At 44.3% G+C, this 16,119-nt stretch carries 16 protein-coding genes; 9 read left to right on the top strand and 7 right to left on the bottom strand.

Annotated elements, in window-relative coordinates:
• The first annotated feature begins 86 nt into the window (after positions 1 to 86).
• From QUB77_RS02610 to QUB77_RS02620, 3 genes are all read left to right on the top strand, one after another.
• Complete coding sequence (locus tag QUB77_RS02610; protein WP_333173103.1) at positions 87 to 710, top strand: heme-copper oxidase subunit III; 624 nt, start codon at positions 87 to 89, stop codon at positions 708 to 710.
• 90 nt (positions 711 to 800) lie between these two features.
• Positions 801 to 1,154, top strand: a complete 354-nt coding sequence (locus QUB77_RS02615) for an HNH endonuclease (protein WP_333173101.1) — start codon at positions 801 to 803, stop codon at positions 1,152 to 1,154.
• A gap of 171 nt (positions 1,155 to 1,325) precedes the next feature.
• Positions 1,326 to 2,558 carry a hypothetical protein gene (locus tag QUB77_RS02620; protein ID WP_333173099.1) on the top strand — a complete coding sequence of 411 codons (1,233 nt, stop codon included), beginning with the start codon at positions 1,326 to 1,328 and terminating at the stop codon, positions 2,556 to 2,558.
• Between the two features lie 11 nt (positions 2,559 to 2,569).
• On the opposite strand, the gene QUB77_RS02625 is transcribed toward QUB77_RS02620, so the two are convergent.
• The 4 genes from QUB77_RS02625 to QUB77_RS02640 form a co-directional block, all read right to left on the bottom strand.
• The gene (locus tag QUB77_RS02625) at positions 2,570 to 2,869 is read right to left on the bottom strand and encodes a (2Fe-2S) ferredoxin domain-containing protein (RefSeq protein ID WP_333173096.1); all 300 of its coding nucleotides are present in this window, start codon (positions 2,867 to 2,869) and stop codon (positions 2,570 to 2,572) included.
• 135 nt (positions 2,870 to 3,004) lie between these two features.
• On the bottom strand, positions 3,005 to 3,979 hold the full coding sequence (locus tag QUB77_RS02630; RefSeq protein ID WP_333028087.1) for a cysteine synthase A: 975 nt from the start codon (positions 3,977 to 3,979) through the stop codon (positions 3,005 to 3,007).
• Positions 3,980 to 4,044: 65 nt separating this feature from the next.
• Positions 4,045 to 4,629 (bottom strand): Uma2 family endonuclease, encoded by a 585-nt coding sequence (locus tag QUB77_RS02635; protein ID WP_333173094.1) that lies wholly within the window; start codon positions 4,627 to 4,629, stop codon positions 4,045 to 4,047.
• Between the two features lie 185 nt (positions 4,630 to 4,814).
• Positions 4,815 to 5,453 (bottom strand): peroxiredoxin, encoded by a 639-nt coding sequence (locus QUB77_RS02640; protein WP_190661218.1) that lies wholly within the window; start codon positions 5,451 to 5,453, stop codon positions 4,815 to 4,817.
• Positions 5,454 to 5,613: 160 nt separating this feature from the next.
• Between QUB77_RS02640 and QUB77_RS02645 the strand changes: the two genes are divergently transcribed.
• The 4 genes from QUB77_RS02645 to QUB77_RS02660 all read left to right on the top strand — a co-directional run bounded on the left by QUB77_RS02645 (position 5,614) and on the right by QUB77_RS02660 (position 8,405).
• Positions 5,614 to 5,889 carry a hypothetical protein gene (locus QUB77_RS02645; protein WP_333173128.1) on the top strand — a complete coding sequence of 92 codons (276 nt, stop codon included), beginning with the start codon at positions 5,614 to 5,616 and terminating at the stop codon, positions 5,887 to 5,889.
• Between the two features lie 95 nt (positions 5,890 to 5,984).
• Positions 5,985 to 6,347 carry a cupin domain-containing protein gene (locus QUB77_RS02650; RefSeq protein WP_333173127.1) on the top strand — a complete coding sequence of 121 codons (363 nt, stop codon included), beginning with the start codon at positions 5,985 to 5,987 and terminating at the stop codon, positions 6,345 to 6,347.
• A gap of 556 nt (positions 6,348 to 6,903) precedes the next feature.
• Positions 6,904 to 7,785, top strand: a complete 882-nt coding sequence (locus QUB77_RS02655; RefSeq protein ID WP_333173090.1) for a ChaN family lipoprotein — start codon at positions 6,904 to 6,906, stop codon at positions 7,783 to 7,785.
• A gap of 38 nt (positions 7,786 to 7,823) precedes the next feature.
• Positions 7,824 to 8,405 carry an NAD(P)H-dependent oxidoreductase gene (locus tag QUB77_RS02660; protein WP_333173088.1) on the top strand — a complete coding sequence of 194 codons (582 nt, stop codon included), beginning with the start codon at positions 7,824 to 7,826 and terminating at the stop codon, positions 8,403 to 8,405.
• A 508-nt stretch (positions 8,406 to 8,913) separates the two neighbouring features.
• Here the strand turns inward: QUB77_RS02660 and QUB77_RS02665 are convergent.
• Entirely contained in the window at positions 8,914 to 9,744 is an 831-nt protein-coding gene (locus QUB77_RS02665) for an inositol monophosphatase family protein (protein ID WP_333173086.1), read from the bottom strand.
• An 80-nt stretch (positions 9,745 to 9,824) separates the two neighbouring features.
• Positions 9,825 to 11,258, bottom strand: coding sequence for a BCD family MFS transporter (locus tag QUB77_RS02670; protein ID WP_333173083.1), 1,434 nt, complete (start codon positions 11,256 to 11,258; stop codon positions 9,825 to 9,827).
• Positions 11,259 to 11,399: 141 nt separating this feature from the next.
• Here QUB77_RS02670 and QUB77_RS02675 point away from each other — a divergent pair, with 141 nt between their 5' ends.
• Together QUB77_RS02675 and QUB77_RS02680 are read left to right on the top strand one after the other, a co-directional pair.
• Complete coding sequence (locus QUB77_RS02675; RefSeq protein WP_333173125.1) at positions 11,400 to 12,344, top strand: aldo/keto reductase; 945 nt, start codon at positions 11,400 to 11,402, stop codon at positions 12,342 to 12,344.
• 233 nt (positions 12,345 to 12,577) lie between these two features.
• Positions 12,578 to 13,093 (top strand): isoprenylcysteine carboxylmethyltransferase family protein, encoded by a 516-nt coding sequence (locus QUB77_RS02680; RefSeq protein WP_333173081.1) that lies wholly within the window; start codon positions 12,578 to 12,580, stop codon positions 13,091 to 13,093.
• Between the two features lie 39 nt (positions 13,094 to 13,132).
• Here QUB77_RS02680 and QUB77_RS02685 read toward each other — a convergent pair whose 3' ends face one another.
• Positions 13,133 to 15,970, bottom strand: a complete 2,838-nt coding sequence (locus QUB77_RS02685) for a tetratricopeptide repeat protein (protein ID WP_333322823.1) — start codon at positions 15,968 to 15,970, stop codon at positions 13,133 to 13,135.
• Positions 15,971 to 16,119: the final 149 nt, after the last annotated feature.

The raw sequence follows: 16,119 nt of genomic DNA on the forward strand, positions 1-16,119 counted from the left end.
GACTGTTGACTGTTAACTAATGACTGATGACTAATGCCAACTGCCAACTGCCAACTGACAACTGACTTCTTCATTACCAATTTCTTATGCAAATTCCAGCGATCGATCCGACAAAAACAGCCCTAAATTACCACCACGAGGGCGAAGTAGAAGCGCACGGTGTCGAGCATCCCGACCACCGAATGTTAGGTGTAATTGTGTTCCTGTGCGCTGAAGGCATGATATTTTTCGGTATGTTTGCCGCGTATTTGATTTATCGGGCGATGGCCCCCGTGTGGCCTCCTGAAGGTACGCCGGGACGAGAGTTATTGCTGCCGGGAATCAATACGGTAATTCTGATTGCTAGCAGTTTCGTGATTCACAATGCGGATACTGCAATCAAAAAGAATGATGCCACCGGAATGCGGAATTGGTTGCTCGTAACTATTGCTATGGGCGCAGTTTTCTTGGCAGGTCAGGTTTACGAATACACTCATTTAGAGTTTGGCTTGACGACGAATTTGTATGCCAGTTGCTTTTACGTTTTGACGGCTTTTCACGGCTTGCACGTTACGTTTGGAGTGCTGCTGATGGCGGGGGTGGTGTGGCGATCGCGCGTGCAAGGTCACTATTCTAGCGAGCACCACTTCGGAATCGAAGCGACTGAGATTTACTGGCACTTTGTGGATGTGATTTGGATTGTTTTGTTTTTGCTGCTGTATATTTTGTGATCCCAGAGGCTTTTCAACCTCTGCCACAAGAGATTTGTATGACCCCCAATTGGGGGTTTTTTTATTGTGTGAAAAGTGCGATCGACTTTTATGCACATCCTCAAAGCCGATCGCGCTAAACTAAAAGTAGCAATTCTCTTATCCACCAGCATTGAGAAAATTATGCAGTGCGAATTGTGCGATCGACAAATGGAAGCATTAACCGCCCATCACCTCATCCCCAAACAAAACACCAAGCGGAAAAACGAAGATCCCAGCCCGACAATAGACATTTGCTCAGCCTGTCACCGCCAGATTCACTCTCTATTTGAGAACAAACACCTCGCCCAAGAGCTCAATACCCTGGAAAAGCTCAAAAATGACCCTGAACTCCAGAAATTTCTCTCTTGGATTAAGAAACAAAAAACCGACAAACGTATTCAAGTACGCGGCAAAAAAGCTTGATTGCAGAGCTCGAACTCAGATATATAGTCCTGGCCGCAGTTACTGTCTGCCGCCCGGTTTCTTCATTAATTTTTCGTTTTCTAACCCAAAATTTTATAGAGAAACCCGGTTTGTTTGCGTAAATCCTAGTATAGTGATTTACTTATTGGTAACAAGCTGCCAACTATTATCATGAACCTCACCTCCCTCGAACTCGCAAAAGACCGAGCGCGCATCTACAAAAACTACCTCCAAATGGAAATAGATGCCAAAGCGAACATAAACAAACTAGCCTTTTTAGATCGGGGCATTGAAAAATCTTCTTACCAACAACACATTAAAAACTATCCCGATTATCTCAAACAAAAACCCGACGGCTTAAAAGTAATTAGCTCTATTCCCGGACCCAATAATCCCCTCAAACTTACCCCGTTTCCCAGCCTGGGAGAACTACCTCAAATTAACTCTCAAGCTTTAACTTTTCTCCACGAAGACATCAAAGAAGCCTGCGTTTGCATTGGTACTTTTGTAGACGGCAAAATTCAGGCGCAGTGGCTGGGAAAAAACGCACTTACCAATGCTGAGCAGTGGAGTGCCACTAAAATTATCGCACTCCTTAATATCGTCAGTCAAGTAAATAGCAAATATCCCGACTGCGACATAGACAACTGCGTTGTTAGAGATGGCAACGGGCTAAAACACGATTTTTACTTTTACGATGTAGCCAAAGACATGATTAACTATGCCTCAAATATAGGAAGTTCAAACTCCTTAGCTGCGATGTTCAAACGCTTCGATACTCGCATAGGACTAGAGCAATGGCTGAAGAGCGCTACTGGCAATAATGACCTAATTTTTCGCGGCGATTACGGCGAAAATCCTTATCTCAACAACCCCAAAATCTTCGATCTCACCAAAAAACAAGTGTTGCTAAGTGCCGCAGTAAACAGCACCAAACAAAAAAATTCCGTATCTGCTTATGACTTGACCAGGCTGATTTCCATGTTAGGATGGCACTTCCACATCGAACAGCGAGCGCGCATGAAAGCATCTCAGTGGAACAGCTTAGAAAGCATTGTCAGAGCAATGGGACACGACACGGCTCGATATGTGGACGTAGCAATTAAAACTTTGGGGATGGATAGCCTTATCACTTCCCCAGTAATTATCTCAAAATTGGGTTACGGACTGAGCTCGATCAGGGGAACCCTAGAAACAGTTTATGTGGCTTTAGTGCGGTTTGTTGACGAACGGCCCAAAGCGGCGGGAAAGCCGGCAAAACTCAGAACCTTAGCCATGACTTTGCGGGCAGAAAAAGCTGTAGGCGGTTCCAGCAGTGTCGATCGCTTGGCGATCGAACTCGACGCCAGATTTTGCGCCGAAGTCACGGAAATTCTCCGCCGGTTGTTTGCGGAGGAATTTTAAAGGGCGATCGACTAATTAGAAAGTCGGTGAAACTTGCGGTAAAGCATCCTCTCCACCGGCTTTCCTCCCCGCAAATGTTGCTCAGTTATTGCCGCAACTTCTTCAGGGCAAACGCCGTTGTACCAAACCTCTTCTGGCAGCACCAACACCATCGGCCCGTTGCCGCACTGTCCCAAACAACTGCTAGCAACAACTTCAACTTCTGAGGGCGACAATTTCTGAAAAGCTGCCAGTACCTTTGCTGAATTTTGCTTGCGACAAGTGCGGTTTTGGCAAACAAGAACTTGCCTAGAAGATTCGATCATTTTCATATTTTTTTACTTGACATTCTGCTACATATATGCTATTTTTTTATCATGGGAATAGGTGCGGCCATATATAATCAGTTGGTAAGGTGCGCAATGCGCACCCTACGGTTAATTTGGTGATCGTTACGCACCATAGGATTAATCGGGTGACAAACCTTTTGAGGCCAACCATTGTCGATCGAACAAACGCGACTGATACCGAGCCCCGCCGTCGCAGAGTACCGTAACAATCGTATGTCCAGGCCCCATTTGCTTCGCTAAAGCCACGGCCGCCGCCACATTAATCCCCACAGAACCGCCCATAAACAGCCCTTCTTTCCTCAGCAGTTGGTAAATCACGCGGACAGCTTCAGTATCGTTAATTTGAATCGCGTCGTCTACCGGGGCATTCTCCATATTTGCAGTGACGCGGGTGGTGCCAATTCCCTCAGTAATCGAACTGCCTTCAGTCTTAATTTCCCCAGTTTTGAAATAACTGTAAAGCCCGCTGCCCATCGGGTCTGCCAAGACAATTCTCACAGCAGGATTTTTTTCTTTCAAAAACATTCCTACGCCAGCAAAAGTGCCACCGGTACCAGTAGCTGTTACCCAAGCATCAATTTTCCCGTTTGTTTGTTCCCAAATTTCCGGGCCAGTTGTCTCGTAATGAGCTCGGCGGTTGGCTAAATTGTCAAACTGATTTGCCCAGACTGCATTCTCCATTTCCTCCGCCAATCTTCCCGACAACTTGACATAATTATTCGGGTCTTTGTAAGGAACAGCAGGAACAGTCCGAACTTCAGCGCCCAAGGTTTTCAAAGCATCGATTTTTTCTTGAGATTGGTTATCGGGAATCACAATCAAACATTTATAACCTTTCGCGTTGCAAATGTGTGCCAAACCGATGCCAGTATTGCCCGCAGTGCCTTCAACAACGGTGCCGCCCGGTTTCAGCAAGCCTTTTTCTTCTGCGTCTTTGATGATGTATAAAGCGGCCCTATCTTTAACGGAACCGCCGGGATTTAGAAACTCTGCTTTGCCGAGAATTTCGCAGCCGGTTTCATCGCTGAAGCTGTTTAAGCGAATTAGTGGTGTGTTGCCGATTGTGCCTACAAAGCCGTTTTTAATATCCATATTTTTGGCGTGTGTGTATCCTATGATTAATTTTTACAATAAGTTGATATTTATTGCTAGCAGTTCTACCAAATTTTGCTCATATTGAGTATGAATCCCGGCAAAACGGGGTCGCCGCTGACTGTAGCCGGATTCTCCAAACATTCTTCTGACCAACCAGGACGGTAAATATAAACTCGCCGATTTTTGCGGTCAATTAACCAGCCTAACTGCACTCCTGGTTCTCTCATATATTCTTGCATTTTTTCTTGCAATGGCTTGAGATTGTCAGAAGCCGACCTCAGTTCTACTACAAAATCCGGGCAAATAGGTGCGAATTTATCTTGCTGTTCTTGAGATAAAGCATTCCACCGTTCCAGTTTAATCCAAGCAGCATCCGGCGATTTTTGTGCACCTGTTGACAGAGTAAATCCTGTACTCGAAGTAAACACTAAACCAGTACCATCTTGTTCTGCCCAAACCCACAGTGGCCCAAATATATTACCTTCTCGATTTCCAGTCTCCGAACCAGTAGGGGGCATAATTAGCAATTCTCCCGATTTGTTGCGTTCAATGCGTAATTCACTATTGATTTGACAGAACTCGAAAAACTCGTCGTCTGTCATTTGCAATTTGGGCGGGATTCGCAACACAATTGTTGATGACACCATTTTGCCTTTCCTCAAATCTAAAGTGTTTACACAAGATTGCCCAATTTCTTTGTTGGTAGTTAGGACTTTAATCCTCATTAGGATAAGGATTAAAGTCCTAACTACAAGCGGGTTTTAGGCGCTAATCATAGAGGTAAGGTGCGCAGTGCGCACCCTACATGGTTGTGCGTCCAGGAATGCTAAACCTATTTATTCGGCTGAGGAGTCATCCGCAAATAAGGCTTAATCGGCGTATAACCTTTAGGAAATTTCTCTTCCAACTCTTTCGGGTCGGTAATCGAAGGTACGATTACGCAATCGTCGCCATCTTTCCAATCAACTGGAGTCGCAACGCTGTATTTGTCGGTAAGTTGCAAGGAATCAATTACTCGCAAAATTTCATTAAAATTGCGACCAGTGCTCGCCGGATAAGTAATGCTCAAACGCAATTTCTTTTGCGGGTCAATCACAAAAACTGTGCGGATTGTTAAGTTGTTCAGCGAGTTGGGATGGATCATGTCGTAAATGTCGGAGACTTTACGATCGCCATCTGCTAAAATCGGATAATTGAGGGTGACATTTTGAGTTTCCTCAATATCTTTAATCCAGCCCATGTGAGAATCCACATCATCGACGCTGAGGGCAATGGTTTTGACGCCACGCTTTTCAAATTCAGACTTTAGACGGGCCACTGCACCGAGTTCTGTGGTGCACACTGGAGTGTAGTCTTTCGGGTGGGAAAACAACACGACCCAGCTATCGCCAGCCCAGTCGTAGAAATTGATTTCCCCTTCAGACGAAGCTTGGGTAAAGTTGGGAACTGTATCGCCTAATCGCAGAGTCATAACTGATTTCCTCTAATTTTATTTAAGGACTGTTCCTTATCATGCCATAATTGCCCGGTTTCTCGATCGAGCTGTAAAGGATTCTAAACTTTTTGGTCGATCGATCGGCAATTCCACTACTGTAATGTATGTGTGGCTTATACCGCTAAATTTTCTTGCTATGCTTTACTTTTTGCTGAAGGCAATACAGCCTATTTTAGTCCCGCTGTGTTTTGTGTCCGCCTGGGGTTTAGTTTTTTTGCTTTTTTTGAGTGTCGGGCGTGCTGTCACCGACTCCCTGCGTCGAGCTCAGCGGATGCACCAAATCCCTTGTGCTAACTGCGTATTTTTCACCGGCGACTACCACCTCAAGTGTCCCGTTCAGCCTACAATAGCTTTATCTGAAGATGCGATCGACTGTCCTGATTATCGAGGGCATTCGGGAATTTACGGTTAAAAAATCCGGCCGCCGCTTTACATATTTCTTAACATCTCTGGCTCTTTCAATTAAACTTAAGTTGTGGTAAAGAGATTTTCAGGAGTGTGGAAACAATGCTCATTCAAAAGCTAAATGCCTGCGACGAGTTTATTGCTGGTGACGGTACTCAACTGCGAGAATTACTGCATCCAGACAAACAAGCTGTGGATTTGCGTTACAGTTTAGCCCACGCCACTTTGCCACCGGGACAAACTTCTGCGCTGCACTCCCTGACAACTTCTGAAGTTTACTACATCATCAGCGGCGTTGGGGAGATGCACATCGACGACGAAAATCAATTCGTGGAAGCCGGAGATGCAGTTTACATTCCGCCAAACGCCAAGCAGTTTATTTACAACTGTGGCACAGAGCCGCTAATATTTATTTGTATCGTCGATCCCGCGTGGCGAAAGGAAGACGAGACAATTTTCCAGTAATTTTCTAGTTTTTATTCTCGTATACTCGTTACCCAGCTCTGCCCGGTAACGCATATCTAGAGGCTCTGCCTCTACTGAAAAAAACATCACAAGCCGAAAATCAAAAATCTCTTTTAACAACAACAGCACCCAGCCATATGTACCGAGTGATTTCCTCTTTTTTCAACTTCGATGTGGAGTTGCAATAATCCTCGGATTCAGTTGCATTGCTCCCCTCTAATTAGTTGAGGAAGTGTCAGCTTTGTTGGTGGGTGCTGCTATTGGTTTTTAATGAGACAGATGTGAGATTAAACAGCGTTTTTACTCCTTAGATTCTATTGTGAACTTCGCTGTGGTATCTAGAGGTTGTATCTGTCAGAGAAGCTTTTTGTTCGCTTCATATTATTAATTTAGCACCTTCTTCTAGAAGCGCAAGTACCTGCAACTAAACTTTACATTTTTAGAAGTAAGGGCGGATAATTATGAACTTAAATTAAGCATTGAGCTTTCTAGCTGCTCAGCTAAAATAGTAGAGTTCGCCTGTGCTTGCTGCTGCGAGAAACGGCATAATATTTGTATGAAAACAACCAAACTCATCAAACTGTGCGCCTTATCGATCGGCATCTTCCTGCTGTGCAGCAGTGCAGTAACAGCGCAAACGACGGCGAACCCTCAAGCGTGGCAAACTTACACTAACCAAGAGATTCTACAACAGTTGGTACAGGCGAAAGTCGTTTATCTGGGTGAAACCCACGATAGCGCAGAAGACCACCAAGCTCAACTAAAGATTATCCGAGAAATGCAGCGGCAAAATCGGAAAATTGCGATCGCGATGGAAATGTTTCAGCGTCCCTTTCAAAGCGCGATCGACAACTACTTAGCAGGTAAACTGACTGAACAGCAATTAGTCGAGCAAACAGAGTACGATCGCAGATGGCGCTTTCCCTGGGAATCTTACGCCCCCATTTTGCGGTTTGCCGCATTAAATCAACTACCAGTCCTCGCCTTAAATACACCATCCGAAGTAACGAGAAAAGTTGCGTCTCAAGGTTTAGAAAGCCTGACTGCAGAGGAAAAAAAGCACATTCCGCCAATATCGGAAATTCGCACCGACAACGCCGAATATCGGCAACTGCTGCTAGAAGTTTACCAGCAACACCAAAAGGCTGAACAGGGAAATAGTACGGGTTTTGAAAGATTCTTGCAAGCCCAAGTTTTGTGGGACGAAACTATGGCGGAAAAAATAGCCCAATTTATTCAAGCCAATCCCGACTATCAAGTTGTCGTGTTGGCGGGTAAAGGACACATTATGTACGGTTACGGCATTCCCAGTCGCGTCGAGAGGCGTTTGGGGGTCGGGAATGTAAAAGTGCGATCGGTTTTATTCAATTCCATTGAAAATCTTCCTTTGTCGGCCGATAGACCCATTGCTGACTTTGTTTGGAATCACTCGCAATAGTACAATTATACGCGGAAGCAATAATCAGGAAAAAATCAATGACAAACAGACCAAAAATACTTGCATTTGCCGGAAGTACCCGCGAAGCATCCTATAACAAACTGCTGGTAAAAGTTGCGGCGGCTGGGGCTACGGCGGCGGGTGCAGAAGTTACTTATGTAGATTTGCGCGATTTGCCGATGCCACTATTTGACGAAGATTTGGAAGCAAAAGAGGGAATGCCAGAAAATGCCCGCAAATTGAAGGAATTGATGGTAGCGCATGACGGGTTTTTGATAGCTTCCCCTGAGTATAACAGTTCAATTACGCCTGTGTTGAAAAATGCGATCGATTGGGTATCGCGCCCAGCACCGGGTGAACCGGGATTGGTGGCATTTACTGGCAAAGTAGCGGTAATTATGAGTGCTTCCCCAGGCGGAATGGGCGGTTTGCGGGGATTAGTGCATTTGCGATCGATCCTGGGGAATATTAACGTATTGGTACTCCCCGATCAGAAAGCAATTCCCCAAGCTTTTGAAGCATTTAATGCTGACGGTACTATGAAAGATGCCAAACAGCAGGACGCTGTGGAGAATCTCGGTGCTAAGTTGTCTAATGTGCTGTCGAAATTAATCGCCTGAAGCACTAAATTCATTTTGCAGTAGGGACACAGCAATGTTGTGTCCCAATCCCAGCATCTGTTATTTGGCTGGCTGCATCAAGTGCGATCGCAAACCGCAGACTTTTCCGAGTTTCTTCCAAAGTTTATTCTTGTATCTTCCCACAGGCTAACTCTTCGACCTAGCCAATATACCACTCATCTACTTTTTCCCACACCGCAGTAAATCTATTTACTCTTGTGCCTCTACTTGAAAACGGGTATAATTTTATTTCATAGAGATAATACGTAGTGGAAAACTTACCACAAATTGTACCGAAACCGCATCACCCGATCGACGTAAAATAAAACCACCCGATCGCAGATTGGCAGAAATAGACAAGAGTAGGCATACTTGAACCATCGGTCATCGGTCGGTATATTTCTTCCAAACAGCACGGCAGGCGTGGGAGACTCCTCCGTTACGCCTGCCCTGCAGTTTTATTTAATAATTGTTCGATTTCCTACGGGATAGCTTCGGTTCACACAAATCACCCCATTTTTTTCTTTTTCCAAGCCTCGACAAACGGCAAAAACACCGACACCAACTCCTGCCGATTCATCACCAAAGTCGGATAAGAAACCCTACCGTAATTCTTACCCACTTCCAGCGGAAAAATTGCCTGGGGTTCCAGCGGCAACCAAACCGCACCAGCAGCCTTCACAATTACCCAACTCCCCGCAATATCCCAAATTTTCGGCGTCGCTTCCACCCCTCCCAACACCGCACCCGAAGCCACCGTCAAAAAATTGTAACTAGCCATACCCAACATCCGAACTTTACTCGGAAGATGAGGCCCCATTCCCACACTCCGCGAACACAAATTAAAAAAATGATTCCCGCTCATTTTATCAGCACTCGGTCGAATTTTCTGCCCGTTTAAAAAAGCACCTTGAGGCATATTGTCAAACATGCCGCCCGCCAAATCAGGTGCAAAAAAACCGTGAAAAGACTGATTAATTGGTGGCAAATGCACGCAGCCAAAAACCGGAGTTCCGCGATACAACAAACCCAAAGAAATACCCCAAATCGGAATTCCCCTAGCAAAATTAGTTGTAGCATCGAGAGGATCGACAACCCAACACCATTCAGTATCGGGGAAAACGTGTTCTCCTTCCTCGCTCAAAATTCCGTGACTGGGAAAAGTAGATGCGATCGCACTTCTAATTTCTGCATCCGCCCAATTATCGGATTTCGTCACCAAACTCCCGTCATCCTTTTCATCCGCTTGCGCGGAACCGAAATCTTGCAACAACTGCTGTCCGACTCTCTCGACAGTAACCCGTGCAAAACTTAAAATAGAATCCCAAAAATTAGTCATTAGTTATTCGTTATTCGTTACTTCGTTATTGATTATTGGAACTAACAACTGCCACAAGCCACCGACTAACTGACAAAACCTTAGTCTAATTCATTTTCAAGAATAGTAGCGATCGCACTTTTAGCATTATCCTGAAACTCCCGAACATCCACCCTACCCAACAACCAAACAGCCAGAATCATACCCACCGCCGGCACCGCAAACACCAACCCATAAGCCAACATCGGCATCCCAAACACACTTCTGCCTAAATCCAAAATAGCACCGCCAGTAATCGTCGCCACACCCCGCGCCATCGCCTGCGACAAACCCCAAGCGCCAATAAAAGTCCCAGCAGTTTCCGCAGCAGTCAAATCCAACATCAAACTCAGTGCACCAGTCGTCGTAATTCCCGAAGCTAAACCAAACAACATTAAAGCCGACTTAAACACAATTGGATTTCCTGTAAATCCAGATAAAATAATTAAACCAAAACAAGCAGCCACCGACAAACAGCCCAACCTAATCGTATTTTGCTTGCCAATGCGCGGCACAATTAAAAAACCAGTAGTAGCCAAACCGATTAGAGTACCAGTACCGTAAATAGCATTCAACCGCGTAGTTTCCGAAATCGGCATCTTAAAAATTTCCCCGCCGTAAGGTTCCAAAACAGCATCCTGCATAAACAAGCAAATTGTCATAATCAGCAGGAAAGTAAAAAACAAACCAGTTTGACGGCTAGCAGTCAAAATCCGCAGCGCACTTCCCAGAGTAATTTTATCTTCTCGATTCATTGCGGACGATCGCACCCCGTACCGCGAATACTTTTTCTCAACGCCAAAAGTTGCAATACCCACCAACAGCAAAACCAGCGCCGGCACCTTCACAAACAAACCGTTAATCGAAGCCTGCAAAACTTCCCGTGGCACATCCCCATCAATTTGCTTCAGCAAACCGCTGCTAACAATCGCCCCGATAATAATACCAACCATCAGCATCGACCACACCACCCCCACCAACTTCGATCGATCTTCTTCATCCGAAACATCCACCAACAAAGCCGCAAAAGGAGTCGAACTCGAACAAATAGCAATACCGTAAAGTGCAAAAATCAAACCCAACAAACCCACCCAACCGTAAGTAGGAGTCGTCCACCCCACAGCCTCCAAACTGCTGCCTAAGCCCCACATCACCTGTACCGCTAAAAAAGCAGAAATCACAAACAAAACGCTTCCTACCCACACATAACCCGTGCGGTGATGGCCAAACAAAGGCTTAGCATCAGACATCTGTCCGAACCACACCCTAGCCGGGGCGACAAACTGGTGCATCGCCAGAGTGCCCGCCACCACAGTAGCCGGAATCGCCAACTCCTTAATCATGACGCGATTGAGTACCCCCAGCGTCAAAATCGACATCATGCCCAATCCCATCTGAAACAAACCCAACCGGAACATAGTCAGCAGGGTAACTCTCTTGATGGCAGGAGTCGCGGAATCTGTTAATCTTGAATCTGGCAAACGGTCGATCGACATAACTATTCAAATCAATACAGCATTTGGATTTATAGTAACTGAGATATCGCCACCAGCCGCCATTCCTCCCCAGGCTAGAAGCTCGATCGCGATTATTTATATAAAAATAATAGACAATAAAGAATTGTGGATTTACCAACCGTGACAACCATTACCCTAGGACAAAATGGCCCAGCCGTCATTCCCCTGTGCGTCGGAACTTGGGCTTGGGGCGACAAACTATTTTGGAACTACGGCAGCAACTACGGCGCCGCCGAAGTCGAAGCAGCATTCAAAACATCCCTAGACAGCGGAGTCAACTTTTTCGACACAGCCGAAGTCTACGGTAACGGCTTGTCAGAAGAATTACTGGGGCAGTTTCTCAAAAAAACCACCCAACCCGTGCAAATAGCCACCAAATTCGGCCCCGTACCTTGGCGGATTACAGGAAAATCAGTTTCCGACGCTTTGAGTGCCAGCTTAAAACGCTTGCAAGTAGAACAAATAGCCCTCTACCAAGTGCACTGGCCATTCACTTTTTTACTGAGTCAAGAAACCCTGATGAACGCCTTAGCGGATGAAGTAAAACAAGGCAGAATTCAAGCAGTAGGAGTCAGCAACTATTCAGTAGAACAGATGCGGCAAGCCCACAAAATACTAGCAGCCAGAGGCGTTCCCCTAGCAACAAATCAAGTCCGTTACTCCTTGCTGTCGCGACAAGTAGAAAAACAAGGAATTGTGAGCGCAGCGCGCGAATTGGGAGTCACAATTTTAGCGTACAGCCCCTTAGCCCAAGGATTGCTTACCGGCAAATACACAGCCCAAGAACCACCTACAGGAGCCCGCAAAATGGACTCCCGCTTCAGCAAAAGCGGTCTCGAAAAAATTGAATTAGTCATGTCTACCCTGCGGAAAATGGGCCGAAAGCGCGATCGCACGCCCGCCCAAGTTGCCCTAAACTGGTTAATATGCCAAAACGGAGTCATCCCCATTCCCGGCGCCAAAACCCCCAAACAAGCCCAAGAAAATGCAGGCGCGTTAGGTTGGAATTTGAGCCAAGATGAAGTCAACCAACTAGAACTAATGACTCGTCCCTGGCGAGAATAAATTTGTTAATTGTTGACTGTTGACTGTTGACTGTTCGCTGTTCGCTGTTCGCCGTAGGTTGGGTTTTACTTCACTCTACCCAACCTACAGTTCACATTCTTCTCCCCTCTTCCTTCTCCCTCCTTCCTTCTTCCCTCTCCCCTCTTCCCTCCTTCCTTCTTCCTGACATCCGTTACATCCGTTACATCCGTTACAGAATCCGTTGCCGAACTTCCCTCTTCCTTCGTCTTACTATGAAAATATTAACTGACTGGGGTTTCACACGCGAAGGCTGGCGCAACAACAGCCGCGGCGAATATTTAGTTTTGCTTCAAGGAGGATTGCTCACAGGATTTGTAATCTTACCAGTTTATCAACTGCCAGGATTAAAAATTCAATCAACCCACTTACTTTATATTATCTGGTTTCTAGCAAGTATTCTCGGCTTAACCGGATTAATTTTCATCATCAAAGGATTGATAGACTTAGGAAAAAACCTCACACCTTTACCATATCCCAGAGAAGACGGAGAATTAGTCCAAACAGGCATTTACGGAATTGTGCGGCACCCATTATACAGTGGCTTAATTTTAGTAGCCCTCGGCTGGACACTTTTTCAAATGAGCATATCCCACTTAATAGCCAGCGCACTATTAATAATACTTTTCGAGATCAAAGCCAACCGAGAAGAAGCCTGGTTAACCAAAAAATATCCAGACTATTCAGAGTACCGCCAGCGAGTAAAAAAACTAATTCCCGGAATCTATTAACAGTTCGATCTAAAAACCTCGCTGTCAACAGTCAACTATCTAAAGACCGTTACCAATTAGAATAAACGGTGCCCAGTAGTATGGATGATGCAAACGACTGGCCACTGACGGTTTCAAACCGCTGCGAGTTTGAGCTAAAATTGATAAATTGGCAGATCGACCGAACACCGAATCATCACCTGTAATTAAGGCAATTTGCGCTTTTTGCAAAGCTTCTGCCTTTTTATTTCCCGACAGCAACGCCGTATAAAAAGCTGTCATCAACGCTTGAGTGCCACCATCATCTACTTTCCATAAAGATGCGATCGCAGCTTTTGCCCCTGTTTCCTGTATCTGGTAGCCAAAACCTAAAATTTCTTCTCCATTACCTAGTTTACCACCTTTCCCCGTCTCGCAAGCACTCAATACTACCAAGTCTACATTTAGTAGGTTTAAAGTTTGAATATCGGGCAGGGTAATTACACCCCCATCACCTAGCAAAATAAACGAATCTTCTGGTTGTCCGGTAACAAACATAGCATGAGTTGCCAAATGAATAATGTTATAATCTGGCAAACGCGGAATCATTGTGGCACGATTGAATTCCCGATCGATTAATTTGGTAGTTCCCGGCACCATCGCAGCTAAATTTTCCACTTCCAGCCCCGCAAATTGCAAGCCAGAAAAAGCAAATCGAGTAGCTCCGCGATCAAAACTATGACGACGCGCACCAAAAGCACCAGCTAAAATGCGAGGTTTAGCAGCAGTTTCTCCATTGAATTTTGTGAGGCTCGTAGCAGTAATATTATTAATTGCAAACCGCTGCCCCAACCATTGTTTACCATCATATAAAGCTGCTAGGGGAATGTAGCGCAACTGTCCGTCAGGAGCATAAATAATGCTTTTAGCTTGTGCTTCAGTCAGATCGTCTTCTAGGGGTTTGATTAACCAATTATAAAGTTTATTAGCTGGGATTTTGGCATCGGATTTGGGATCTTCCAAAGCCATGCGAAATTCCAGAATTGCTTGATTGAGTTCTTGTTTTTTAACTGCTACAGTACGTCGGAATGGGGGAGAGTCAGCAGTTGTTATTACCAATTCTAAACGGTCTTCTAAAATTAAAGGCTGAATCAATACGGCTTTTTTTTCTAACCGCTGCAATAGGTCTCCCCGTATGGTATTTAGTTGAGCTAGATTCACAGTTTGTACTCTAGCATTAGGGCTAAATTGTTGGACAATAGCAACAATTTCAGGAGAATTAATAAATTCGTTGAATGTGCCGCGCATTTCCTGCTGCATTTGCCTGAGATTTGCAATTTCTTGTTGTTGCTCCGGTGTGCGATTAGCTGGAGTAATTTTTTCTAATTCAGCCAGCTTTCTGCCTACTTGAATCTCTCTATTTAAAATTTCATTGTGCCTATCTCGGATTTGCTGTTCTTGAGGAGTTAAGGGAATACCTTGTGCTGTTTGTTCGTTTCCCCGAACGGAACGGAGATAATCTTCTATTTCTTGAATTTTGAGTAAATCGAGGACTTTTTGTGCTTCTAAAACTCGGTCTTGTTGCAGTAATAAATCGGCGAGGAGGCGGTAGGTATCGGCGACAGTTGTTGTATAAGAAAGCTGTTGTTCGGGGGGGAGAGAGCGCAAATCGCTGCGAATTAATTCGGTAACATTAACGGATAATTTATAAAAGGCGATCGCTACTTCTGGTTGATTTTGTTTCGCCAATACTTCCCCTATGTTACTAAGAATGAGGCGTTCTGTTGAACGATCGCCAATTTCTCTAATAATTCCTAAAGCTTTCTGGTAAGAATTTAATGCTTGGTCAAATTGATTTAAACCTTGATAAACACTACCAATTCGATAGAGTGTTCTCCCAACCCAAGCCTTTTCTTCAAATTCGTGAGAAATTGATAATGCTTCTCTCAGCACTTCTAATGCTTGAACGTACTGTCCTTGCTCGGAATACACAGAACCTATATGATTTAAAGTACGACCAATACTTGCACGTTCGCTGAGTTGCCTCTGAATCAATAACGATTTTTCATAGAAATTCAGAGCTTTTGAGTATTCTTTGAGTTTTTCATAAACCGTCCCAATGTTCAGAATAGTTATTGCTTCGCCGGAGCGATCGTTCGCTTTTTGACGAGCAGCTAAAGATTGCTGAAAAACTACCAAGGCTTGAGAATGTTGTCCTAGATCACTGTAAACTAATCCAATATTATTTAAAAGGCGACCCATAGCCGATATATCGTTAATTTCTTGACTTATAGCCAGACTTCTTTGATAAAATTTAAGTGCCTGAGAATATTCAGCCAAACCTTTATATATTATCCCCATTCCATTGAGAGAGTTCGCAATATTGACTCGATCGCCAAGTTCTTCATGAATTACTAAAGCTCGTTGATAAAACTCAAGAGCTTGGTAATATTGTCCTTGTCGGAAATAAGTTGTGGCTATTACAATAAGAATTTCGCCAACTTTTACTTTGTTATTTAATTCCTGATTAATAGCTAAAGATACTTGCAAAAATTGGAGGGAGCGAGAATATAAATTTAGGTTAATGTAAATTATTCCAATTGCATAGCTAGCTTTGCCAATACCTTGGCGATCGCCAATTTCTTGGTAAATTGCTAAAACTTGTTTATAAATCTCTAATGCTTCTTGATATTGATTTTGGTCATATTTTTGCCTGCCCGTTTCAAATAGTTTTTTAACATCATTTTTTGGTTCCCCAGTTGTTGAGTTTTGTGTAAAATAAAAAAGTGCTGGTTTGCGATCGGAATTTATTATAACAGATTCATCCGATTTAGTTACTATCGGTACGCCTGACAATTGCCCGATTGATAAGTTTAGCGTCACTAATAAAAAACTTACATGACCAGATTTAAAAAACATATAAAAGCGTAATATCTACTTTTAAATAATACAAATGCTTCTCCTAAACTTGTCTAATTACAAATATTTGAGCAATGATTGTTTCACGATCGATAAGTTTTTTCATTCATCTAATACCAAATCCGCTTCGATTTTGCTTGATATTTTCC

Origin of the sequence: Microcoleus sp. AT9b-C3, assembly GCF_036705485.1 — a bacterium.
Lineage (GTDB): Bacteria > Cyanobacteriota > Cyanobacteriia > Cyanobacteriales > Microcoleaceae > Microcoleus.

Bases quoted from the DNA above. Each gene is read 5' to 3' on its own strand.
- QUB77_RS02610 (WP_333173103.1), top strand. From the start codon at position 87: ATGCAAATTCCAGCGATCGATCCGACAAAAACAGCCCTAAATTACCAC.
- QUB77_RS02615 (WP_333173101.1), top strand. From the start codon at position 801: ATGCACATCCTCAAAGCCGATCGCGCTAAACTAAAAGTAGCAATTCTC.
- QUB77_RS02620 (WP_333173099.1), top strand. From the start codon at position 1,326: ATGAACCTCACCTCCCTCGAACTCGCAAAAGACCGAGCGCGCATCTAC.
- QUB77_RS02625 (WP_333173096.1), bottom strand. From the start codon at position 2,869: ATGAAAATGATCGAATCTTCTAGGCAAGTTCTTGTTTGCCAAAACCGC.
- QUB77_RS02630 (WP_333028087.1), bottom strand. From the start codon at position 3,979: ATGGATATTAAAAACGGCTTTGTAGGCACAATCGGCAACACACCACTA.
- QUB77_RS02635 (WP_333173094.1), bottom strand. From the start codon at position 4,629: ATGGTGTCATCAACAATTGTGTTGCGAATCCCGCCCAAATTGCAAATG.
- QUB77_RS02640 (WP_190661218.1), bottom strand. From the start codon at position 5,453: ATGACTCTGCGATTAGGCGATACAGTTCCCAACTTTACCCAAGCTTCG.
- QUB77_RS02645 (WP_333173128.1), top strand. From the start codon at position 5,614: ATGCTTTACTTTTTGCTGAAGGCAATACAGCCTATTTTAGTCCCGCTG.
- QUB77_RS02650 (WP_333173127.1), top strand. From the start codon at position 5,985: ATGCTCATTCAAAAGCTAAATGCCTGCGACGAGTTTATTGCTGGTGAC.
- QUB77_RS02655 (WP_333173090.1), top strand. From the start codon at position 6,904: ATGAAAACAACCAAACTCATCAAACTGTGCGCCTTATCGATCGGCATC.
- QUB77_RS02660 (WP_333173088.1), top strand. From the start codon at position 7,824: ATGACAAACAGACCAAAAATACTTGCATTTGCCGGAAGTACCCGCGAA.
- QUB77_RS02665 (WP_333173086.1), bottom strand. From the start codon at position 9,744: ATGACTAATTTTTGGGATTCTATTTTAAGTTTTGCACGGGTTACTGTC.
- QUB77_RS02670 (WP_333173083.1), bottom strand. From the start codon at position 11,258: ATGTCGATCGACCGTTTGCCAGATTCAAGATTAACAGATTCCGCGACT.
- QUB77_RS02680 (WP_333173081.1), top strand. From the start codon at position 12,578: ATGAAAATATTAACTGACTGGGGTTTCACACGCGAAGGCTGGCGCAAC.
- QUB77_RS02685 (WP_333322823.1), bottom strand. From the start codon at position 15,970: ATGTTTTTTAAATCTGGTCATGTAAGTTTTTTATTAGTGACGCTAAAC.